Below are 21,032 nucleotides of genomic sequence, written 5' to 3' on the forward strand. Positions count from 1 at the left end.
GATCAGGGGAGGCGGCGGCCGTGAGCGCACCGGTGGATGCCGAACAGGCGTGGCGGGACCTGCAGCGCATCCGGGTACCGCAGGAGCGGGTCTACGACGAGCTGGAGCGCTCCGGTTCCGGCGGCCCCGGCGCCACCTGGGCGACGGCGGCGCTGATGTGGGTCTTCCTGGCCGGGCTGGGCCTGGACCCGCCCCGCTGGGCGGTGGTGACGGCCACCGCCGGCTACGTCGCGCTGCTGGCCTGGCTGGCCGTGCTGGCCAACCGGCGGCGCCCGATGCGGCTGCACCGTTCCCGCTACGACTGGCGGTCGTCCGTCACGTTCTTCGCGGGGGCGCTGGTGACGGGCGGCACGGTCCTGGGGACCGGCCGTCTGGTCGAGCCGATGGAGCCGCTGCCCGGCAGCCTGGTCCGGGCGACCGTGTCGGCGGCCGTGTTCGTGCTGTTCCTGATACCGGCGAACCGCTGGGCGACCGGCTCGCTGCGCACCCGGGCGGAGGCGGGCCGGTGAGCATCCCCACCGGCTTCGACGAGCTGATCCACCCCGCCACCCGCCTGTCCGTGGTCGCCCTGCTCGCCGCCACCGAGTGGGCCGAGTTCGCGTTCGTCCGCGACAGCCTCTCGCTCAGCGACTCCGCCCTCTCCAAGCAACTGCACACCCTGGAGGAGGCCGGATACGTGGAGATCCACAAGGAGGGCGGCGGTCGCAAGCGGCGTACCCGGGTCCGCCTGACGGACCGCGGCCGCACCGCCTTCGAGGGGCATGTGGCGGCGCTCCGGGCCATCGTCGAGGGCGCGGCCTCGGCGCCGCCCGGCCCGGCACGGTCCGAGGCGCGGCCCGGGGCGGCGGCCCGATGACGGCGCGGCTCCCGGCCGAGCCCGTGATCCGCGCCCGCGGCCTGACCATGACCTACGGCGCCCTCGACGTCCTGCACGGCGTCGACCTGGACCTGCACCGCGGCGAGGTCCTCGCCCTGCTCGGCCCCAACGGCGCCGGCAAGACCACCACCGTCGAGATCCTGGAGGGCTTCCGGCGCCGCACCGCCGGTGACGTCCGCGTCCTCGGCACCGACCCGGAGCGCGGCGGTGACGCCTGGCGCGCCCGGATCGGCCTGGTCCTGCAGTCCTGGCGCGACCACCGCCGCTGGCGGGTCGCCGAACTGCTGACGCACTTCGCCACGTACTACGCCGACGCCCGCGACCCCGCCGAACTGCTGGACCTGGTCGGCCTCACCGAGCAGGCCGGCCGGCAGGTGGACCGGCTCTCCGGCGGCCAGCGCCGGCGACTGGACGTGGCGCTCGGCATCGTCGGCCGCCCCGAGCTGCTCTTCCTGGACGAGCCGACCACCGGCTTCGACCCCGAGGCCCGGCACGAGTTCCACCTCCTGATCGAACACCTGGCCACCGAGGAGGGCGTCACCGTCCTGCTCACCACGCACGACCTGGCGGAGGCCGAGCGGCTCGCGGACCGCATCGCGATCCTGGTCGGCGGACGGGTCCGGGCCCACGGCACCCCCGCCGAACTGGCCCGGCGGGCCGCAGCCCGGGCCGAGGTCCGCTGGACCGCCGACGACGGCACGCCCCACCGCCGGCGCACCGAGGACCCCTCCCGGCTGGTGTGGGAACTCCACCGGGACGCCACCGGCCCGATCGCCGGCCTGGAGGTCCGCCGCCCGACGCTGGAGGACACCTACCTGCACATGCTGCACCGGCAGGACGAGGACGCGGAGGTACCGGCCGGATGAAGGGACCACACATGACGGGCCACCCGCGGGCCGGGCTCCGGCGCGGCCTCATCGAGCTGGGACATCTGCTGCACAACCCCAAGGAACTGGCCGGCCACCTCTCCAACGTGGTCATCGCCCTGGTGATCGCCGGGTACATCGGCGACGAGGTGCCCGGCACCCGGACCCCGATGTCCCACCTGGTGCTCGCGGGCTTCGCCGCCTACCTGCTGTTCCAGACCGGCCTGGTCAACCTCCCGCAGATGCTCGTGACCGAACGCGAGGAAGGCGCCCTGCTGCGGCTGCGCGCGACACCCGGCGGGATACCGGCCTACCTCATCGCCAAGTGCCTGCTGATCGTGGCCACCGCGACCGGCACCCTGGTCCTGCTGCTGGCGGCCGGGGCGCTGCTGGTGGACGGGCCGCTGCCGCACGGGCCGGGCGACTGGCTGACGCTGCTGTGGGTCACCGCGCTCGGCCTCCTCGCCGTCGTCCCGCTGGGCGCGGCCATCGGCGCGGTGCTGCCCAACCCGCGCGAGGCCCTGGCGCTGATCATGCTGCCCACGATGGGGCTGCTGGTCACCTCCGGGATCATGTTCCCGATCACCTCGCTGCCGGGCCCGGTCCAGCAGGTGTCCGCGCTCTTCCCGCTCAAGTGGACGGCCCAGGGCCTGCGTGCGGCGCTGCTCCCGGACGGCGCCCGCGCCGCCGAGGCGGCCGGCTCCTGGGAACTGCCCCTGGTCGCCGGGGTGCTGGCCGCCTGGGCCGTCGCCGGGTTCCTGCTCGCGGTGCCCCTGCTGCGCCGCGCGGCCCGCCGCGAGTCCGGCTCCCGTCTGTCCGCGCGCCGGCGCCGGGCGGCGGCGAACGGGGCGGTGCCCGCGGAGGGCTGAGCGGCCGGCGGACGGCAACCGGGTCAGGGGGTGACCCGGTTGCCGCCGAAGGTCACCACCAGGCGGCCGTCCGAGCCGAAGGACCAGCCGAGCGCGCCCGCGTACGCGGAGCAGCGGGAGCCGTTGGTGCCGGTCCAGAACTGGTTGGAGCCGTCCGCGTTGCCCACCGTCTTGTCGTTCGACCCGTCGCCGTCGCTGCGGCACGAGACGTTGTCGCGGAACACCGACGTCCCGGCGTCGAAGGAGAAGTTGCGCTGGGCGTTGTCGATGCTGACGTTGGCGGTGACCGTCATGGTGCCCGGGTTCCGGTTGTAGGTGAACCCGTGCTTGCCGTTGTCGTAGGCGATGTTGCGGCGCACGACGTGGTCGACCTTGATGTCCTCGCCGCCGAGCTTGTAGCCGTTGCGGTCCCCGCTGGAGTTCTGGGTGCCGTCGGAGAGGGTGCCGTTCTCGTAGGCGAGGGAGTCCTCGATGGTGACCGGGCCGATGGGGCCGGTGTCGGTCTTGGTGTAGAGGTCCCAGCCGTCGTCGATGTTGTGGTGGGACACGGCGTACCGGAAGACGTTGCCGGAGCCGACGGTGAGCTTGGCGGCGAAGCCGTCGGCGTCCTCACCGTCGGAGTCGGCGTTGTCGTGCGACTCCGCGCTGAGGATCAGGTTGTTGGCCGGCCACTGGTCGCGGGGTGTGTCGGAGGTGGCCCGGGAGAGCTGCAGCCCGGTGTCGCGGTTGTAGCGGGTCACCGTGCGCTCGATGACGTTGTTGCTGCCGCCGACGAAGATGCCGTTGTCCCCGGCGCGTTGGACGACGAGCCCCTTGACGTGCCAGTAGGACCCGTTCACCGCGAGCCCGCGGTTGGCCGAACTCTCCGACTGCGCCGAGAAGTCGAGCACCGGTGTCTCGCCCGGGTAGGCGGTCAGTTCGGTGCGGTCGCCCGAGGTGCCGCCGGAGCCCTTGGGGAGGGTGACGGTCTGCGCGTAGCGGTAGGTGCCGCCGCGTACGTAGATGGTGCCGCCGGGAGCGATCCGGGAGATCGCCGAGGTGAGGGTGGTGGGGCTGGACTGCGTGCCGGACGCGCTGTCGCTGCCGTTCGGTGCCACGTACAGCACGGTGTCGGCGGCGGTCTGCGCGGTGGCGCCGCCGGTCAGACCGACGAACGCGCCGCTGAGCAGTCCGACGCAGGCCAGGACGGGCCGTGTTCGCATCGTGTCTCCAGGTGTGAGTGGGGGAAGAACTGGAGAAAGCGCTTTCTCGACGGACCCTAGAAGTCTGCCGTGAGCACGTCAATAACCGTGTATATGATTTCCGTTCACCATCATGAACGTCGGGGGTGATCCGCCGACGACCGTTCACGCCTGCCGCAGCGTCGCGGTGGCGATCTCCAGGAAGTCGCGCAGCAGTTCGTCCCGCCGGTCCGCGAGGACGGCCAGGCAGGTCTCGGCGCCGGGGGCGTCCGTGACGGGCAGATGGACCAGGTCGGGCCGGGAGTAGGAGCGCGCGACGCTCAGCGGGAGCAGTGCGATGCCGTGCCCGGTGGCGATGAGCTCGAACTTCTCCTCCAGGGTGGACGTCCGCCGGTTCGGCACGTCGAGCATCCGCTCGCCCTCCAGGTCGGCCGACCCGATCCGGCCCCGACCGGCCAGCGGGTGCGCCGCGGGCAGGCAGGCGACCCGGGGCTCCCGGCCGACGGGCACGGTGCGCAGCCCCGAGTCGTCGAACGGCCGCCACAGGTACGCCACTTGGGCCCGGCCGTCGCGCAGCGGCGCGTCCTGCTCCCACCAGGTGGCCGGCACCACGTCGGTCTCGACGTCCGGGTGGCGGGAGGTGAACGCCCGGATCGCGTCCGACACCCGCAGCCCGGGGGAGAAGGCCACCGCCAGCCGCCGCACGCCCCGGTCGGCGGCGCGCACCCGCCGCACCGCCGCGTCGACGGCCGCGAGGATCCGCCCCGCCTCCTCCTGGAGCTGTCTCCCGGCGGCGGTCAGCTCCACGCTGCGGGTGGTCCGCACCAGCAGGGCGCACCCCAACTCCCGCTCCAGCGCCCGGATCTGGCGGCTGAGGACCGGCTGGGTGATGTAGAGCCGCTGCGCCGCCCGGCCGAAGTGCCGGTGCTCGGCCACCGCGGCGAAGTAGCGGAGCTTGCGCAGATCGAGATCCATGCCTCCAGGGTATGGATCGCCGGAAAGGGCATTGGACGCGGCGGACGGCACCGCCGGAGACTCGACACATGATCGTCATCACCACTCCCACCGGCCGGATCGGCAGCCGGCTCCTGGACCTCCTGCTCGACCGGGCCCCCGCCCGCGGCGAGGAACTCCGGGTCGTCCTGCGCGACCCCGGGAAACTCCCCGAGGCGGTCCGCGCCCGCGTCGACGTCGTCACCGGCTCGCACGGCGACCCCGGGACCCTGGACCGGGCCCTCGCCGGCGCGGACGCCGTCTTCTGGGTGGCCCCGCCGGACCCGCGGGCCCCGAGCCTGGACGCCATGTACTCCGGATTCACCCGCCCCGCCGCCACCGCGTTCACCGCCCACGGCGTCGGCCATGTCGTCGGCGTCTCGGCGCTCGGCCGCGGCACCCCCGTCGCCGGCCGCGCCGGACATGTGACGGCGTCGCTGGCCATGGACGACCTCATCGCCGGTACGGGCGTGGCCTACCGGGCGCTCGCCAACCCGGCGTTCATGGACAACCTGCTGCGGCAGACCGCCGCCCTGCGCGACCGGGGCGTGTTCACCGACACCGTCGCCGCCGACCGCAAGGCGCCGCTGGCCGCCGCCCGGGACATCGCCGGGGCCGCCGCCCGCCTGCTGCTCGACCGCTCCTGGACGGGCACCGGCGAGGTCCCCGTCCTCGGCCCCGAGGACCTCTCGCCGAACGACATGGCGCACATCATGTCCGAGGTCCTGGGCCGCCCGGTCCGCTACGAACGGCAGTCCCTCGACGACCTCCGCGCCTCCCTCACCGGGTACGGCTTCGGCGCCGCGATCGTGGACGGGTACGTCGACATGATGCGCGCCGTGGACGAGGGGCTGAACGACGGCGTGCCGCGCACGGAACGCACCGCGAGCCCGACCACCTTCCGCCAGTGGTGCGAGGAGGTCCTCGCACCCGCGGTCCGGGCCTGACCGCCTCCCCACCCGCCCGCACCGGCCCCGCTGCCGGATCGGGACGCGCGGCCGGGCCAGGGTCAGGGCGTCCCGCCGGGTCTCACAGCGCCGCGCCGGTCTCCTCCGCGAGCCGCTCCACCAGGCGGTCCTGGAACGCCGTGTCGTGGACCGCGGGGTGCGGCTGCCGGAGCCGGCGGTGGTACCAGTATCCGCCGGTCGTCAGGGCCTCGGGGTCGTCGCCGGTGGCGAGCCACACCTGGGTGCGGTGGCCGAGTTCGAGGTCGTCCGGCGCGTGCGGTCCGCCCATCTTCGTCGGCACCCAGCCCGGGTCCACCGCGTTGCTCGGCACCCCGGGCCGCAGCCGGGCCACCGCGGCCGCGAGGGCGGTGACGTACAGCTTGCTGTCGGCGTACGAACCCGGGCCGGCGCCCCGCCAGTCGGTGCCGTCGAGGGCGGGGCGCCCGTCGAGGTGCGAGCCGCTGCTCACGTACACCAGGCGGCGCGGCCCGCGCAGCAGCGCCGTGAGCAGGTACGGGGCGACGATGTTGACCGGCATGACCGCCGGTCCGCGCCACACGCCGGCGTTGTGGACGACCGCGTCGAGCGGCTCGGCGTCGTTCAGCTCGTCGGCGATGCGCCGTACGGCGTCGCGGTCGGTGAAGTCGCCGACCACCAGCCGTGCGCCCCGGCGGACCAGCGGGCCGAGGGCCGCCGCCCGCTCCTCGTTCCGGGCGTGCGCCACCACCTCGTGCCCGGCGGCCAGCAGGGCGTCGGCCGCGGCCCGTCCCAGACCGTCCGCGGACCCGGTGACCAGGACCCGGCTCACCTCCGCACCGCCCCTCGCCCGGGGCCGGACGTGTCGGCTCGTCGCATGGGGTGTCCTCCTCGTGTACGTGGCCGCCCGCTCGGGCCGCGGAACCGCCCCGCGACCGTGATCGCCGCCGTGCCTGGGGCCAGCCTACGGAGAAGGCGGGGCACGGCGAGCGCGGACCGACGCACCTGCCCACGGAACCCCGCCCGCCGTTCCGGCGTCCCCTCACACGAGGGACGGCCGCCGATCATCCGGGAGAGAGCACGTGGCGAAGAAGGACCGCACGACGGACGCGGCGGAGCGGGACCGCGAGAAGTGGATGGCCCGCTTCCAGGTACGGCTGGCCATGCGACCGGGCGTGGACCGGGCCATCGTCCTCCAGGCGGTCAAGGAGGTCACGGCCCACTGCGCGGAGACCGGAGAGCACCCGCGCACCGCCTTCGGCGACCCGGACCGCTACGCCGAGCAGACCGCCGCACGCCTGGTACCGGCGGACCGCGCGGCCCGCGAGGAACGGCAGAACGCGGTGCTGAACGCCCTCGCCTCCGTACGCAGGAAGGCCGAGGACATCGCCGGACTGTGACCGGCCGGGGGGCGACCGCCCGCATCGGGTCAGAGGACGGCTCTCTCCTCGGTGACCATGACCGCCACGGAGTCCAGGTCGATGAAGGCCGCCTCGTCCGGGTGCACCAGTTTCCGGTAGTTCTCCGAGGCGAAGAACGCGTCGTGGTCGGCCCAGTTCTCGAACCAGATCTCCGTCAGGCCGTCGTAGGCGGGCCGCGGGTAATTCTCCGCGGGCACCGGATGGGACACGGTGTACTTGCGCACATAGCGCCGCGCCTCCGGGATGGAGCTGAACAGCGGGGCGTGGTGCTCGCGGTGGTACGCGACGAACCGCTCGAACGACATCCCCTCGACGCGGTTGATCAGGAACACGAACTTGATCACTGGCTTCGGCTCTCCTTCTCGGGACGGCGGCGCCGGCGACCGGATGCGCGGGGCGCCGGGCCGCGTGGCTGGCGTTAACCTAAACCCTCACATCGATGTGAGAGGCAAGCCGCTGTGACCCGGCACACCGTCAGGAGGCGACATGAGGATCGGTGAACTGTCCGCCCGGACCGGAGTCAGCCGGCGGTTGCTGCGCTACTACGAGGAGCAGGGCCTCCTGGTCAGTACGCGGTCGCCCAGCGGGCAGCGCCACTACGGCGAGGAGCACGTGGAGCGGGTGCGGCTGGTGCGGGAGTTCCTGGCGGCGGGCCTGTCCAGCGGCACCATCGCCGAGATGGTGCCCTGCATGGCCGAGCCCAGCGTGGCCGGAGCGCGGCGAGCACTGAAGATCATGAACCGGGAGCGGGCCCGGCTGGCGGCCGCGAGGGACGCGCTCGCCGCCGCCGGTTCCGCGCTGGACCGGCTCATCGAGACCAATGAGAAGTACCTGGCGGAGCGAGGCTCCCGGCCCTGACCGTCGTCTCCGCGGTCCGCCGTCAGCGGGTGGGCTCCCCGGGCCCGGCCGTGACCCCGGGCCCGCGTGCCGTGCGGTAGCAGCCGTCGAGCGGGACGCTCCTCGCACAGGTCACGCCGCGCATCGAGCGGCCCTCCTCGGGAACGGGCTTCGGCAGTACGGCACCCGGCCACCCGGGGACAGCCGGTGGCTCAGCCGACGGGCTCGCCCGCGGGGCCGCTCGCGCCGGTGACGCCGCTGTCGGGGCCCAGCGAGTGCTCCTCCCAGGTGAGCACCCGCCAGCCCGTGTCGGGTGTGCCCGACAGGACGACGATGCCGGTGTTGCGCAGTTCGTGCGCGGTGGCGAACTCGACGTCGACGTTGGCCGCGCGGGCTGCCACCCAGGTACGGATCGCGGCGCCGTGGCTGACCATGGCGACCGTCTCCACGCCGGTGCCCGCGGCCTCGGCGACGACGGCGTCGAACCGCGACAGGAACTCCGTCCCGTTCTCCCCGCCCGGCATCCGGCGCTCCGGCTCGCCCGCCGCCCAGGCGAAGGAGGTGGTGAGGTAGATGCCGATCGCCTCGTCGTCGCCCCGCATCTCCAGCTCACCGGCCGAGATCTCGCGCAGCCCGTCCCGTACGAGCGGCTGGTGCCCGGTGCGGGCGGCCAGCGGCGCGGCGGTGCGGTGGGTGCGCAGCAGGGTCGAGACGTACAGCGCGCCGATGTCCTCCCGCGCCAGCGCCTCCGGCAGTGCCTGCGCCTGTTCCTCCCCCAGCGGGGTCAGTCCGGGGCCCGGCACGGCGGTGTCCAGGAGGTGCTTGACGTTGGAAGGCGTCTGGCCGTGGCGAATGAGCAGCAAGCGCATGTGTGCGTCGGTCTCCAGATACGTCGGTGCGGGACCTCCCCACTCTGCCACGGCCCCGGTCCCGCCTACCGCCGGGCCGTCCCTCGGCTCCGTCCGCGCAGGTCGTCGATGCGGGCGAGCACCGCGTCGACGTGCGGGCCCACCCGGTCCCTCAACTCGGGGCTCCAGGTCTCCTCCTCGTAGCGGCGGCCGAGGTACAGGGACTTCGCGTGCTCTAGGACGGGACGGTGTTCCGGGGCGAGGCGGGCGAGCGCCCAGTCCGCGGCGGCGTCCTTGGGGCGGATCTCGCCGGTGGCGAGGGTCGTCCACACCCGGGCGAGGGTCAGCAGGACGTTGCGGGTGTCACCGGCCAGGTCGGCGAGGAGAGCGGGGACGCCCAGGAGGCTCGCGCGGACCAGGTCGGTGTGGGGTACGGGGTCGAGGAGCCGGGCGGGCGGCGGGCCGGTGAGGGGGTGGTCGCCCGCCAGCACCGCGCCGATGGCGAGGGCCAGGTCGGGCATCGGGCCGGGCCGCGGGGGACCGGTCGCCAGGAACTCCTCGCGCAGCCACTCGCCGTACAGGAAGTCGCCGGTCGGCGGGAACCGCCAGGGCCGGACCTCGGCCTGGACGACGACGGTGAGTTCGACCGGCCGGAGCGCGGCCGTGCTGCCGGAGACCTCCAGCAGGCCGTCGAGGAGCGCCCGCCGCCGGCCGTCGTCCAGGCCGCGCCGAGTGACGGCCAGCAGGTCCAGGTCGCTCGCCGGGCGCAGCCCCCCGAGCACGGCCGAACCGTGCAGGTACAGGCCGAGCAGGTCGGCCGCCAGGACGCCGCGCACCAGTGCGGCGGTCCGCCGGAGTTGGTCCACGGCATCGGTGCCGGCCATCACCCGCCGGGCCGGGGCGGCGCCCGCCCGGCGGGTCACCGGGTCCCCACGGGGCGGGCGGTGCCGTCGGCGACGGCCCGGAGCTTGTCCGGGGTGGCCACGGTGTGCAGGGCGGTGATGCGGTGGTCGGCGTCGAAGTCGAAGGTGACGGTGGCGAGCACCCGGTCCGGTCCGCGGAGGACGATGCCCGGGCCGCCGTTGACCTCGACGAGTTCGGCGGTGATGCCGGCGGGCTCGATGCCCTGGTGGGCGACGGTGCCGATGGCGGCGAACCAGGCCGTCACCGTGGCCGCGCCCACGACCGGGCGCAGGGCCTGGCGGACCTTGCCGCCGCCGTCGGTCCACAGGGTGACGTCCGGGGACAGCGACTCCAGCAGGGCGTTGACATCGCCCCCGGTCGAGGCGGCGAAGAACCGCTCGGTGACCTCGCGCTGCCGCGAGCGGTCCGCCGTGAAGCGCGGCCGGCGGGCCCGTACGTGCTCCCGGGCGCGGTGCGCGGCCTGCCGCACCGCGGCCTCGGAACGCTCCACCGCCTCCGCGATCTCGGCATGGCTGAAGCCGAAGACGTCCTTCGGCACGAACACCGCGCGCTGAAGCGGGCTACGGTCGGCGGACGACCACGTGATCCGGGCGTCCGCCTCCCGGACCCGGGTGAAGCGGCCGGCGCGCGGCCAGAACGCGCCCGAGGCGGGCAGCTTCTTCATACGGCCGCAGGCGGCCGGGGGGAGGCGGTCACCGCTTCCTTATACCGTGCCGCCGTGCGGCCGGTGAGGAATATTCTCCGGGAGCCCTCGTCGGGGTGGCCGGCCCGGCGGCGGCCGCCTGCGGCGACACCCGCGTACCGCTCGCCCATCGTTCCGCCTTCCGCCGCTCGGTGCTGACGACCACGTGAGGGAAGGAGGCGGCCCGTTCGTGACATCGGGGCGGTGTGACGCGTGACACAACGGCGTACGGCGGTCAGGACGGCTGGACCTCGTCCCAGAGCGCGAGGGCCTGGGCGGGGTCCGGGCTCACCAGGCGGTCCAGGCCGGCCAGCGTCATCGTGGCCCACCGGCCGGCCCGCGCCCCCGTCCGTTCCTCGAAGGCGCGGACCGCCGCGTCCAGGTCACCGGGGCCGGAGGCGGCCAGGGACTCGGCGAGTTCGGCGCCCTCCAGCATCGCGAGGTTGGCGCCCACGCCCAGCGGGGGCATCAGGTGGGCGGCGTCGCCCAGCAGGGTCACCCCGGGGACGTGCGGCCAGGTGTGCGGCGCGGGAAGGACGTACAGGGGCCGGTGGGCGAAGGCGGTGCCGTGGCGCAGGAGGTCCAGGAGGGGAGCGGCCCAGCCGTCGAACAGGGCGAGCAGGCGGGCCCGTACGGCCTCGGTGCCGGCCGTGCCGAGGTCCGTGGGCCGGTCCGGTTCCGTGCGGAACTGGGCGTAGACCTTGACGTGTCCGCCGCTGTTGCGCTGGGCGACCAGCGCGCGGTTGACGCCGTACGCCGCCAGGGAGCCGTCGCCGACCAGCCGGGCCAGGTCGGGGTGGCGGGTGTCGATGTCGTCCAGGGCGGTCTCCACCAGGGTGACGCCGGTGTACCGGGGCGTCGCGGACGAGACCGCCGGGCGGACCCGGGACCAGGCACCGTCCGCGCCGATCACCAGGTCGAACGTCTCCCGCCGGCCGTCGGCGCAGCGCACCGCCACACCGTCCCGGCCGCCCGGCACCACCTCGGTCACGGCCCGCCCCCACTGGACCTCCAGCGGCCCGAGCAGCAGGTCACGGAGGTGCCCGCGGTCGATCTCGGGGTTGGCCCGGTCCTCCGGGCGGGGCCGCCAGTCCCGCAGGACGGTCCCGTCCGGGTCCAGGACGCGCATGGCCTGCCCCTCCGGCCGGGACCGCGCCGTGAACTCCTCCAGCAACCCCGCCTTCTCCAGGGCCAGTTGGCCCATGCCCTCCTGGAGGTCCAGCGTGCCGCCCGGGGGCCGGGCGTCGGGGGCGGGATCGCGTTCCAGGACGGTGACGGGGTGACCGTGACGGTGCATCACGCGGGCGAAGGTGAGACCGGCGGGGCCACTGCCGACCACGGCGATACGGGGACTCACGGCGACACGGGGACTCATGGCGCCCCAACCTATCGTCCCGCCGTCGTCCGGCCGGCGCGGTGGCTCTCCGGTGGGCCCAGGTAGCTCGGTTCCAGGCCGCCCGTGTCGATCACGATCCGCTGGACGATCACCGTCGGGTCGACCATCCACAGTTTCAGGGTGTGGGTGCCGGGGCCGGACAGGGCGTGCTCGGTGACGGTCAGGTTGGTGTTGTCCGAGGTGTTCCGCTCCCACTGCTTGTTCATCGACGTGTCGTCCGCGCCCGTCGCCCGGGTGACGTTGACCGTGCGGGGCGTCGCGCCGTCGAACGACACCGCGTACCGCAGGCCCTCCGTCGGCAGCACGTTGTTGCGCGGCGACAGGTACACCAGCACCCGTACCGTTCCCGGGTCCGTGGTCAGCGTCACCTCGTACTCCAGGCGCGGGCCGTTGCCGCCCGGGGTGCGGCTCGGCGCCGTCACCGGCCACGGCGTCATGCCGGACCCGGTCCGCCCGATGTCCGGCAGTTCCCGCCAGGTGACCCCGCCGGTCTCCACCGCGCGGGTGGCGTGGGCCGCCTCCATCGCCACGTATCCCGACGCCTCCACGAACCCCCGGCGGCCTTCGCGCACACCGAGCCGCGGGTGCTCGACGCGCGCGGTCACCCGTACCGTGGCGCCGCCCGGCCCGCGCACCGTCAGCGGCACCTCCGTGGTCCCGCGCGGCGCGCGGCGCCAGTCCACCCGTACCGTGGCGCGCACCTGGTCCGTCACCCGGCCCCGGGCGGGCTCGACCGTCAGCCAGGGCACCGGTGACTCGATCCGGTAGGCGAACGCCTCCCGGCCCCGGTTGAACACCTCGACGTACGGGTCCGGCGCGGTGCGGTACGGGCTCAGCGCGGGCAGCACCGCGGGGGCGTCCGAGGCCGGCCACCACGCGTCGGAACCGTCGATGCCGACGCCCATCTCCGCCCCGGCCGGCACCTCGACGCGCTTGACCGCCGGGAACACCTCGTCGGGCAGTGCCACATGGTTCGGTGTCTGCGGCTGCTGCCAGGGCGCGTCCGGGCCGTACCGCGCGACATCCCCGTAACCGATCTTCGGCTGGGTCTGGAAGCCCTTCCACTTCCCCCCGGCCAGCTCGTTGTTGTAGTGGTCCGACAGTGCCTGGTCGTCGGCGAAGCGCGCGTCGGTGGCGTCGGCCAGGGCGTTCGTCCCCGCCCGGCCCTGCGCCGCGTAGTGCAGGTTGGTGAACTCCGCCTCGCGCAGCGCGTACAGGTTCGCCGTCGCCTCGACCTGGTAGCGCACGAGCTGGAAGTAGGCGTCCTGGTGCTCGGCGGGCAGCTTCGCCCCGATCCGCTCGGCGCGGGCCGCGAGCCGCCGCCACTCGGCGGTGACGCGCTCCAGCTCCCGGTAGTGGTTGAGGTGGTACGGGCTCTGCCGGTCGTCGTAGACCACCGCGGTGGAGTCGGTGGCCGGGTCCTTCGCCGGGTCCAGGGTGATCCGGCGGTTCAGCAGCTCGGGCTTGCGGCGGGCCTGGAGCACCCCGTACGTGTGCAGCACCTCGGCGATGGCGGCGGCGTACCGGGGGCCGAAGTTCTGCTCCGCGTAGGCCCGTTGCCACTCGTCGAGGCGGTCCAGCGGCCAGCGGTCGGGGGCCCAGGCGTAGTCGAGGAAGAACTGCAGGGGCAGCTCGTGGTTCTTCATGTCGCCGACGTTGACCACCCACAGCCGGTCCACGCCGTAGGTGTACGCGAGGTGGAGCTGTTCCCAGGTGGAGACGAGGTTGACGGTGTCCACCCACTTGTAGTTGCGGCCGCCGCCGACGTAGTCGAAGTGGTAGTAGATGCCGTAGCCGCCCGCGCGCGGCTCGGCCGACCGGTCCGGGAGCTTGCGCAGGTTGCCCCAGTTGTCGTCGCAGAAGATCACCGTGACGTCCTCGGGCGGGCGCAGGCCCTCGGCCCAGTACCGCTGGACCTCCTTGTAGAGGGTCTGCACCTGCGGGATCCCGGTGAGCCGGTCGGCCCCGGCCTCCTCGGCGAGGATGCGGCGCTGGGCGGCGAGGATGGTCTCCATCAGCTCGATGCCGTCGCCGTCGGGCAGGCTGACGTCCCCGTTGCCGCGCATGCCGAGGGTGACGACGCCCTCGAAGTCCTGCTCCAGCATGCGGCGGATGCCGTCGCGCCAGTACGCCTCGATGGCGGCGCGGTTGCGGCGGTAGCTCCACTCGCCGGTGCCGCCGTACGGGTCGTGGCCCGGCACGGTGATGTTGCCGGCGGCGTCGCGCTGCGCGGCGACGGCGTGGCGGTTCCACTCCTCGATGCCCCGCATCATCGGCGCCTCGTGTGAGGTGCCCATGACCACGCCGTAGCGCTTGGCGGTGGCGTGGTTCTCCGGGTCGTCCTCGGCGAACGCCCGGCCCCACACGGCGGGCCACAGGTAGTTGGCCTTCAGCCGCAGCATGACCTCGAAGACCTTTTCCCAGAACTTGCGGTTGAAGCCGTTGGGGTAGCCGGGCGCGAGTCCGGGCCCGAAGTACGCTGGCGCCCAGGTGCCCAGTGCCGGGTTCTCGTCGTTGACGAAGAACCCGCGGTACTTCACCGCCGGGGTGCCCTGGGTGTGCCGGCCGGGCAGCACGTACAGCTCGTCGTGGCGGTGCGGCGGTACGTCGTCCCAGAAGTGCCAGGGCGACACCCCGATCTGCCGGGACACCTCGTACGCCCCGTAGATCGTCCCGCGCTGGTCGCTGCCCGCGACGACCAGGGCGCGCCGCACACCCGGCAGCGGATCGCGCACGACCTGCTGCACCGAGGTCTCCCACTTCCCCGCGATCCCGGACACGTCGAGTTTGCCGGCCTCGGCCAGAGCGTCGATCAGCGGGCTGCGGCCCAGCGTGCCGACCAGCACCACGTCCCGCGCCCCCGTCTCGCGCGGGTGGTGCGCGACGGCGGGTTCGGTGCCGGTCACCCGGCCGATGTCGGTGCGCAGGTCCCCGACGACCCGCAGCACACCCGGGTGGTCGCCCTCGTCGACCACGAGCGGCGCCGCCCGTCCGCCCGCCACCAGCGGAAAGCCGCCCTCGACGGGAACGAAGGACACGAACCGGCGGTACGGACCGGACCCGGCCCCCGCTCTCCCGGCGGCGGCGCCCGGCCCGAACGGCGAGGCCGGGGCGGCGGCCGCGGGGGAGGGGACGGCACCGGCGGCCACCGCGGTGGCCACGGCCGCCGCCAGCACCGTACGCCGGCGGGGGGACGGGGAAGCGGGGGCGCCGTCTGCGGCAGACGTGCTCATGAACTGACCTCCGGGAGGGACGGAGCGGAACGGCCGGACGGAACGGCCGGGCGGGTCGGGCGGGTGGGTCGGGCGGGCAGGCAGACCGCATGGGCCGATCGGACGGGGAAGTGCGCGTGGCGCTACCGGAACAGCCGGACGGGCACCGCCTCGGCCAGCAGCCGGTAGCCGTACGGGTTCAGGTGCAGGTGGTCGCCCACGTCGGCGGCGGGCAGCAGGCGCCGCGGGGCGTCCGGCGCCCGCACCGCCGCGTCGAAGTCGATCACCGCGTCGAAGCGGTCGCTGTCCCGGATCCACGCGTTCACCGTCCGCCGGGACTCCTCGCGCAGACCGGCCGGGTCGTCGTACATCTCGTTGCCGCCGAACGGCAGCAGGGTCGCCCCGTACACCTTGATGCCCTGGGCGTGGGCGCGGACGACGATCTGCTCGTAGGCGGCGATCAGCCGGGCCGCGACGTCCTGTTGCGCGGCGGGCGTGGCCGGTGCCGTGCCGATGTCGTTGACCCCTTCCAGGATCACGAGCCACGCGACACCGCTCTGCGCCAGTACGTCCCGGTCGAGCCGGGCGAGCAGGTTCGGACCGAGTCCGTCGTTCAGTACGCGGTTGCCGCCGGCCGCCTGGTTGAGCACGGCGGTGTCCACCGCGCCGCCGGGCCGGGACCGCAGGCGGTCGAAGAACTGGTCGGGCCACCGGTCGTTGCCGTTGGTGGTCGAGCCCCGCCCGTCGGTCAGCGAGTCACCGACGACCGCGATCGCGTCGGTACGCGCCGGAGCCCAGGTCTCCACCCCGCTGAGGAAGTACCAGTGGTCGGTGGGTGTCGCCCCGGGCAGGTCCACGGCGTCGACGTGCCGGCCGGCCAGCAGGTGGGACGTGGTCCGCGACCCGGGATGCGAGGTGATGTCCAGCGACGCCTGGCCCTCGGCCAGATACGTCGTCACCGTCAGGTTGCCGCCCGCCGCCACGCGGAACGGCAGGGGGTCGGACACCGCCTGCGCGCCCACCGGCACGACCGTGGACCGGGCGCCCTGGAAGGTGACCGGGCGGGCCGAACCGGGCTCGATCCCGGCGGCCCCGGCCCGTCCGCCGGCCGGGCGCGCCACCGACACCGAGGTGAGCGGCAGCGGAGCGCCGCCGAAGGCGTTGGAGAAGCGCAGCCGGAGCCGGTCCCCGCCGACCGTGACCCGCACGGTCTGGCGCAGGGTGCTGTCGACGAGGACGGCCTTCTCCTGGGTGAAGGGCGCCGGCGGCATGTTGCCGGGCTCCGTCAACTGGGGCATCGTGGCCCAGGTGTTGACCCAGTGCCGTGCCCCCGGAGCCGCGCCCGGCAGACTCGACGCGCCGCCGGTCGAGGCCGCGGTCATCAGCGCGACCACGAGCAGTGCCAGAGCGGCGAGGGTGCTGATCCATGACGTGGCGGTCCATGACGTGCTGGTCCATGACGTTCTTCGCACGGTGGTGCCGTCCCTTCCTGGCGCCGACCGTCAGCGGGGGCAGCTCCGCGAACCGCACAGCCGGGCACGACGACGAAGCCTTCCGAACAGGCGCGTTGACGCGGGGTTCGCAGGCGCTTTCAGTGGCTCTCAGGAAACGACGACGACGTTAGGCAGCGGACTTTCGACACGTCAAGGCGTGCGACGTCGAAACATTCCGAAAGGCCGAATGCGCTTTCCTCCGCTGCGGCTAAGGGTATTGACCGCGTGTCGACGGGCCGTTAGGTTCCGGCGCGGATGCGTGTTTCGGGTCGACACACGAAACTTTCGAAGGGGGTGTGAACGGGAGAGCCACGCCTCCCGCGTCGGGCTCGTCGGCAGGCGTGGGTCTTTCCCGGGGACGGCGCACGGACCGGTGGCCCGGCCGGGACAGGTCAGAACATCGCGATGGGGTTGACCGGTACGCCGGTCAAGCCGTGGATGCGGGGCGGGGCGACGGTGAGCAGGAAGCTGTAGCGCTTCAACCGCGCGCACAGCTCCGCGAGGTCGTCGAGCCGGGGCACGTCGATCAGCGGCATCGCCATCCGGCCGAGCGCCACCGCGTGCAGCGGGGAGGGTTCGTCCGGGTTCAGGGGAGGAATCGCGTCACCCCTGTCGGGGGCGACGACGGCGACCCCGCGGCGGTGCATCCAGCGGATCGCGTCCATGCCGATGCCCGGGCTCGGTGTGCCGTGCGGCCCGCTGCCCGTCCAGCCGAGCCGGACCACCAGCGCGTCACCGGAACACACCTCGACCCCCTGCCGCTCCTCGGCCTGTTCGAAGTCCCGCGAGGTCACCTCGTAGGCGGGCGGAAGGGGGCCCTCGACGGCCAGATCGAGCAGGACCCCGCGGGTCACTATCCCGGCGGCGAACGCGGTCGTCGACGCGTGCGTGATGCCGAAGGGGGTGACGACCTGCTCCCTCGGGCGGCCCGGGTAGACCTGGTCGTCGGTCGACCAGTGGGCGAGCGCGTCGAGGTGCGTCGAGTGCCAGTGGTGGTTGTAGACCAGCGACAGGTCGGCCGCCACCGGTCCATCGCTGTGGGACACCATCTGCTGCACCGGCGACGCCTTGGCCGTCTCGGGCGCGAACGGGCTGAAGAACATCGCGTCCGGTGCGATCGGCTGGGCCAGCGACACCCACTGGCCGGTCCGGGCCTCCGCGGCGGCCCGGGCGCGCACCTCGTCGGTGATCAGATTGAGGGTGCCGAGCTGGTCGTCCGCTCCCCAGCGGCCCCAGTTGTCGGGCAGATCCGTCTTGTTCGCATCGGTCATGGTGGGGTTGGTCCTTTCGTCGTGGTGGGCAAGTCCTCCCCGCCGTCTCCCTGCCGTACAGGGGCTCACAAAAAGAATGTCTGTTCTCCTTGTTGGGGATGCTAACAGAATGGGCGTTCCTTTTGGGAGGGGTCGCGGTCTTCGGGTGACGGCATGTCCTGGTCCCAAGGTCGGTGCGGGGACGGGGCCTTGGGCCGATGCGCGGCCCGGCCCCCGGGGCCGATCCTTCAGGTCGTCCGTACGCACCGAGGAGGAGTCATGCGGGTGGAGCAGGTGGACTGGGTGGAGATCCCGGCCGGGACGCTGCGTCGGGGGACGCCGGTCGAGGAGGTGGCGGAGGTGGCCCGCCGGTACGCCGACACCGGCGTACCGGTGGAGTGGTACATGAAGGAAGCGCCACGTACGGAGGTGCACGTCCCGGCGTTCCGGATCGCCCGCACTCCGGTCACGGTCGGCCAGTGGGCGCCGTTCGCCGCCGCCACCGGCCGGGTGGTCCCCCGGGCTCCGGCCGACCATCCGGTCACCGGCGTCACCTGGGAGGCGGCCACCGCCTACTGCCGGTGGCTCGGGGAGCGGCTCGGCGGACTCGGAGTGCGGCTGCCCACGGAGGACGAGTGGGAGCGCGCCGCACGGGGCGACGACGACCGGGAGTTCCTGTGGGGCGAGGAGTACCGCACCGGCCTGGCCAACCTCGTCGACCTCGGCATCGGCACCACCACGCCGGTCGGCTCCTTCCCGGAGGGCGCCGGCCCGTTCGGGGTGCTCGACATGGCGGGCAACGCCGACGAGTGGACCTCCACCCGGTACGCGCCCTACCCGGGCGCGCCCGCCGAGGTGCCGGCCACCGAGGACTGGGCCTTCGACCCGCACATCACCCGGGGCGGCGCGTTCCGCCACGACCGGGACCTGGCCCGGTGCGCCCGCCGGCACGGCGCGTACGAACGGGACCTGGCGGCGATCGGCGTCGGCTTCCGCCTGGCGGCACCGGCCGCCCGGTGACATCCCCTCAGCGGCGCGCTGCCCTCCTCAGGAGGCGGCTCGCGCGTCGTGGGTCTCGCGGGCGGCGAGGACCTGGTCCATGTGGGTCTGGGCCCACTCCCTGAGTCCGCGGGTCAGGTGGTGGAGCGAGAGGCCCAGGTCGGTCAGCTCGTAGGTGACGGTGACGGGGACCGTGGGGGTCACGGTGCGGGTGAGCAGGCCGTCGCGTTCCAGGGCCCGCAGGGTCTGGGTCAGCATCTTCTGGCTGACGCCGGCCAGCAGCCGGGCGAGTTCGGAGTACCGCATCGCCCTCGGGGCGGGGGAGGTGCCGGGCGGTGCGGACGCGTCCTCGCCCAGCGCGCACAGGATCAGGACGACCCACTTGTTCGAGATGCGGTCGAGGAGTTGGCGGCTGGGGCACATCGCCAGGAACGCGTCGTACTCCGTCCGGGCCCGCGCCCGCTCGTCGGCCTTCGTCGTCGCCATCGGTCCCGTCCCCGTTCGCTCGGTTCGTTACGCACTTCAAGGTGCCTACTTCCCCATGGAGAGTAACCCGCCAACACTGGTGCGCAGGGGGTCGGAGACACCGCCCCCGGCGAAAGAAGAAGTGAAAGGCACGCAGATGAACACGTCCTCCACGGCTCTGCCCGGTGGCACCTGGACGCTGGGCGACGCGACGGTCACCCGGTTCGGCTACGGCGCGATGCAGCTCGCCGGCCCCTGGGTCATGGGGCCGCCCGCCGACCGCGACGGCGCTCTGGCCGTCCTGCGCGAGGCGGTCGGCCTGGGGATCACGCACATCGACACCAGCGACGCCTACGGGCCGCGCGTCACGAACGAGCTGATCCGCGAGGCGCTGCACCCGTACCCGGAGTCGCTGTTCATCGCCACCAAGGTCGGCGCGACCCGCGACGCGCAGGGCAACTGGCCCACGGCCCGGCGCCCCGAGGACCTGCGCAAGCAGGTGCGCGACAACCTCGACTCCCTCGGCGTCGAGACCCTCGACCTGGTCAACCTGCGCATGGGAGACGCCCAGGGCACCCGGCCCGGCCCGATCGCCGAGGCGTTCGAGACCCTCGCCGAGCTCCAGCGCGAGGGCCTGATCCGCCACCTGGGCGTCAGCAACGTCACCGAGGAGCAGGTCGCCGAGGCGCGCGGCATCGCCCCGATCGTGTGCGTGCAGAACATGTACAACCTGGCCCACCGGCACGACGACGACCTCGTGGACCGGCTCGCCGCCGACGGCATCGCCTACGTGCCGTACTTCCCCCTGGGCGGCTTCACACCGCTGCAGTCCGAGACCCTCTCGCGGGTCGCGAGCCGACTGGCGGCGACGCCGATGTCGGTCGCGCTGGCCTGGCTGCTGCGGCGTTCGCCGAACATCCTGCTCATCCCCGGTACGTCGTCCGTCGCCCACCTGCGGGAGAACGCCGCGGGCGCCGGACTCGCTCTCTCCCCGCAGGACATGGCCGAACTGGACGGCATCGGCCGCCCCTGAGCCGCCGCGCCGGGCTCCCGCGCGGCGGCTACGCGGGGCCCGGCGGCAGGTGGACGGTCATGACGAGGTGGCAGGTCCCGGTGCCCGCGCCGCGGTAGGTGTGGGAGGTGTCGCCGTCGAAGGCGGCCGTCTGCCCGGCCTGCAGCGGGTACTCGGTGCCGTCGACGACGAGCACCATCTGCCCGGCGGTGACGCTGACGGTCTCGGTGACACCGGCCTGGTGGGGGTGGCTGGGGTACTCCTCGCCGGGCTCCAGCGTCCAGCGCCAGACCTCGGTGGGGGCGGGGCCGCTGGTGGTCAGCATCAGCCGGGCCTCGCTGCCGCGCGGTCCCCGCCACAGCGGCGTCACGGCATCGGCGCCGACCACCCGGACGCGTCCCTCGGGGCGGCCTTCCAGCAGCGCGGAGACGGAGACGCCGAGGGTGTCGGCGAGTCGGACCAGGGTGGCGAAGTTCGGGTTGCCCTGGGCCTTCTCCAGTCCGACGAGGGCGCCCTTGCTGACCCCGGCGCGGCGGCCGAGTTCGTCCAGGGACAGGCCGGCCCGGGTCCGGGCCGAGCGGACGTTGTGGGCGAGCGTCCGCAGCGCCGCCTCGGTCTCGGTCATCGCTGTCACCTCTTTCGCGTCTCCGCGTCTCCGCGTCTCCGCGTCTCCGCGTCTTCGCGTCTTCGCACAATGGTCACCACACTGCACCGCGCGGTCGTTCGGTTGACGTCTTCCGGTCGATGCGTTGTACGGTGTGGTCGTTCCGTTGATAGTAAGGGA

The 21,032-nt window shown here is 73.7% G+C and carries 21 protein-coding genes and 2 pseudogenes; 9 read left to right on the top strand and 14 right to left on the bottom strand.

Going from position 1 to position 21,032, the window contains the following annotated elements; all coding sequences use genetic code 11:
• Positions 1–20 precede the first annotated feature (20 nt).
• The 4 genes from IE316_RS09900 to IE316_RS09915 are packed head-to-tail and all read left to right on the top strand — an operon-like array spanning position 21 to position 2,612.
• Complete coding sequence (locus IE316_RS09900) at positions 21–509, top strand: hypothetical protein (protein WP_190203834.1); 489 nt, start codon at positions 21–23, stop codon at positions 507–509.
• Positions 506–856, top strand: a complete 351-nt coding sequence (locus IE316_RS09905) for a transcriptional regulator (RefSeq protein ID WP_190203835.1) — start codon at positions 506–508, stop codon at positions 854–856. The genes IE316_RS09900 and IE316_RS09905 overlap by 4 nt, the downstream gene beginning before the upstream one ends.
• Positions 853–1,743, top strand: coding sequence for an ABC transporter ATP-binding protein (locus IE316_RS09910; protein ID WP_190203836.1), 891 nt, complete (start codon positions 853–855; stop codon positions 1,741–1,743). Before IE316_RS09905 ends, IE316_RS09910 begins: the two co-directional genes overlap by 4 nt.
• Positions 1,744–1,754: 11 nt before the next feature.
• Positions 1,755–2,612, top strand: coding sequence for an ABC transporter permease (locus tag IE316_RS09915; RefSeq protein ID WP_190203837.1), 858 nt, complete (start codon positions 1,755–1,757; stop codon positions 2,610–2,612).
• Positions 2,613–2,635: 23 nt separating this feature from the next.
• Here the strand turns inward: IE316_RS09915 and IE316_RS09920 are convergent, their stop codons facing one another.
• Both IE316_RS09920 and IE316_RS09925 read right to left on the bottom strand, forming a co-directional pair.
• A complete protein-coding gene (locus IE316_RS09920; RefSeq protein ID WP_190203838.1) occupies positions 2,636–3,814 on the bottom strand; it encodes a right-handed parallel beta-helix repeat-containing protein in 1,179 nt (392 codons plus the stop codon).
• Between the two features lie 144 nt (positions 3,815–3,958).
• A complete protein-coding gene (locus tag IE316_RS09925; protein ID WP_190203839.1) occupies positions 3,959–4,768 on the bottom strand; it encodes a LysR family transcriptional regulator in 810 nt (269 codons plus the stop codon).
• A 68-nt stretch (positions 4,769–4,836) separates the two neighbouring features.
• Between IE316_RS09925 and IE316_RS09930 the strand changes: the two genes are divergently transcribed.
• Entirely contained in the window at positions 4,837–5,733 is an 897-nt protein-coding gene (locus tag IE316_RS09930; RefSeq protein WP_190203840.1) for an NAD(P)H-binding protein, read from the top strand.
• 82 nt (positions 5,734–5,815) lie between these two features.
• Here IE316_RS09930 and IE316_RS09935 read toward each other — a convergent pair whose 3' ends face one another.
• Positions 5,816–6,541, bottom strand: coding sequence for an SDR family NAD(P)-dependent oxidoreductase (locus IE316_RS09935; protein WP_190203841.1), 726 nt, complete (start codon positions 6,539–6,541; stop codon positions 5,816–5,818).
• Positions 6,542–6,791: 250 nt separating this feature from the next.
• On the opposite strand from IE316_RS09935, the gene IE316_RS09940 reads away from it, so the two are divergent.
• A complete protein-coding gene (locus IE316_RS09940; protein WP_190203842.1) occupies positions 6,792–7,109 on the top strand; it encodes a hypothetical protein in 318 nt (105 codons plus the stop codon).
• 29 nt (positions 7,110–7,138) lie between these two features.
• On the opposite strand, the gene IE316_RS09945 is transcribed toward IE316_RS09940, so the two are convergent.
• Complete coding sequence (locus tag IE316_RS09945) at positions 7,139–7,474, bottom strand: EthD domain-containing protein (RefSeq protein ID WP_190203843.1); 336 nt, start codon at positions 7,472–7,474, stop codon at positions 7,139–7,141.
• A gap of 142 nt (positions 7,475–7,616) precedes the next feature.
• On the opposite strand from IE316_RS09945, the gene IE316_RS09950 reads away from it, so the two are divergent.
• Positions 7,617–7,988, top strand: coding sequence for a MerR family transcriptional regulator (locus tag IE316_RS09950; RefSeq protein ID WP_190203844.1), 372 nt, complete (start codon positions 7,617–7,619; stop codon positions 7,986–7,988).
• 191 nt (positions 7,989–8,179) lie between these two features.
• On the opposite strand, the gene IE316_RS09955 is transcribed toward IE316_RS09950, so the two are convergent.
• The 8 genes and pseudogenes from IE316_RS09955 to IE316_RS09990 form a co-directional block, all read right to left on the bottom strand.
• Positions 8,180–8,836 carry a histidine phosphatase family protein gene (locus IE316_RS09955; protein ID WP_190203845.1) on the bottom strand — a complete coding sequence of 219 codons (657 nt, stop codon included), beginning with the start codon at positions 8,834–8,836 and terminating at the stop codon, positions 8,180–8,182.
• A gap of 65 nt (positions 8,837–8,901) precedes the next feature.
• On the bottom strand, positions 8,902–9,699 hold the full coding sequence (locus IE316_RS09960) for an aminoglycoside adenylyltransferase family protein (RefSeq protein ID WP_190204185.1): 798 nt from the start codon (positions 9,697–9,699) through the stop codon (positions 8,902–8,904).
• A gap of 35 nt (positions 9,700–9,734) precedes the next feature.
• Positions 9,735–10,301: pseudogene (locus tag IE316_RS09965) on the bottom strand (sigma factor-like helix-turn-helix DNA-binding protein); the annotation flags it as partial.
• A gap of 39 nt (positions 10,302–10,340) precedes the next feature.
• Positions 10,341–10,498: pseudogene (locus IE316_RS09970) on the bottom strand (FAD-dependent oxidoreductase); the annotation flags it as partial.
• A gap of 158 nt (positions 10,499–10,656) precedes the next feature.
• The gene (locus IE316_RS09975) at positions 10,657–11,796 is read right to left on the bottom strand and encodes an FAD-dependent oxidoreductase (protein ID WP_229910304.1); all 1,140 of its coding nucleotides are present in this window, start codon (positions 11,794–11,796) and stop codon (positions 10,657–10,659) included.
• 11 nt (positions 11,797–11,807) lie between these two features.
• The gene (locus IE316_RS09980; RefSeq protein ID WP_190203846.1) at positions 11,808–15,050 is read right to left on the bottom strand and encodes a glycosyl hydrolase 115 family protein; all 3,243 of its coding nucleotides are present in this window, start codon (positions 15,048–15,050) and stop codon (positions 11,808–11,810) included.
• Positions 15,051–15,172: 122 nt separating this feature from the next.
• On the bottom strand, positions 15,173–16,411 hold the full coding sequence (locus IE316_RS09985) for an SGNH/GDSL hydrolase family protein (RefSeq protein WP_190204187.1): 1,239 nt from the start codon (positions 16,409–16,411) through the stop codon (positions 15,173–15,175).
• 503 nt (positions 16,412–16,914) lie between these two features.
• Positions 16,915–17,793 carry a cyclase family protein gene (locus IE316_RS09990; RefSeq protein ID WP_190203847.1) on the bottom strand — a complete coding sequence of 293 codons (879 nt, stop codon included), beginning with the start codon at positions 17,791–17,793 and terminating at the stop codon, positions 16,915–16,917.
• A 258-nt stretch (positions 17,794–18,051) separates the two neighbouring features.
• On the opposite strand from IE316_RS09990, the gene IE316_RS09995 reads away from it, so the two are divergent.
• On the top strand, positions 18,052–18,792 hold the full coding sequence (locus IE316_RS09995) for a formylglycine-generating enzyme family protein (RefSeq protein WP_190203848.1): 741 nt from the start codon (positions 18,052–18,054) through the stop codon (positions 18,790–18,792).
• Positions 18,793–18,819: 27 nt separating this feature from the next.
• Here the strand turns inward: IE316_RS09995 and IE316_RS10000 are convergent, their stop codons facing one another.
• The gene (locus tag IE316_RS10000) at positions 18,820–19,257 is read right to left on the bottom strand and encodes a winged helix-turn-helix transcriptional regulator (RefSeq protein WP_190203849.1); all 438 of its coding nucleotides are present in this window, start codon (positions 19,255–19,257) and stop codon (positions 18,820–18,822) included.
• Between the two features lie 136 nt (positions 19,258–19,393).
• Here IE316_RS10000 and IE316_RS10005 point away from each other — a divergent pair, with 136 nt between their 5' ends.
• Positions 19,394–20,269: an aldo/keto reductase family oxidoreductase gene (locus IE316_RS10005; RefSeq protein ID WP_308438910.1), complete on the top strand. Its 876-nt coding sequence runs from the start codon at positions 19,394–19,396 to the stop codon at positions 20,267–20,269.
• Between the two features lie 28 nt (positions 20,270–20,297).
• Here IE316_RS10005 and IE316_RS10010 read toward each other — a convergent pair whose 3' ends face one another.
• Entirely contained in the window at positions 20,298–20,873 is a 576-nt protein-coding gene (locus tag IE316_RS10010; protein ID WP_190203850.1) for a helix-turn-helix domain-containing protein, read from the bottom strand.
• Positions 20,874–21,032 lie beyond the last annotated feature (159 nt).

It is taken from the genome of Streptomyces fumanus (assembly GCF_014655295.1).
Lineage (GTDB): Bacteria > Actinomycetota > Actinomycetes > Streptomycetales > Streptomycetaceae > Streptomyces > Streptomyces fumanus.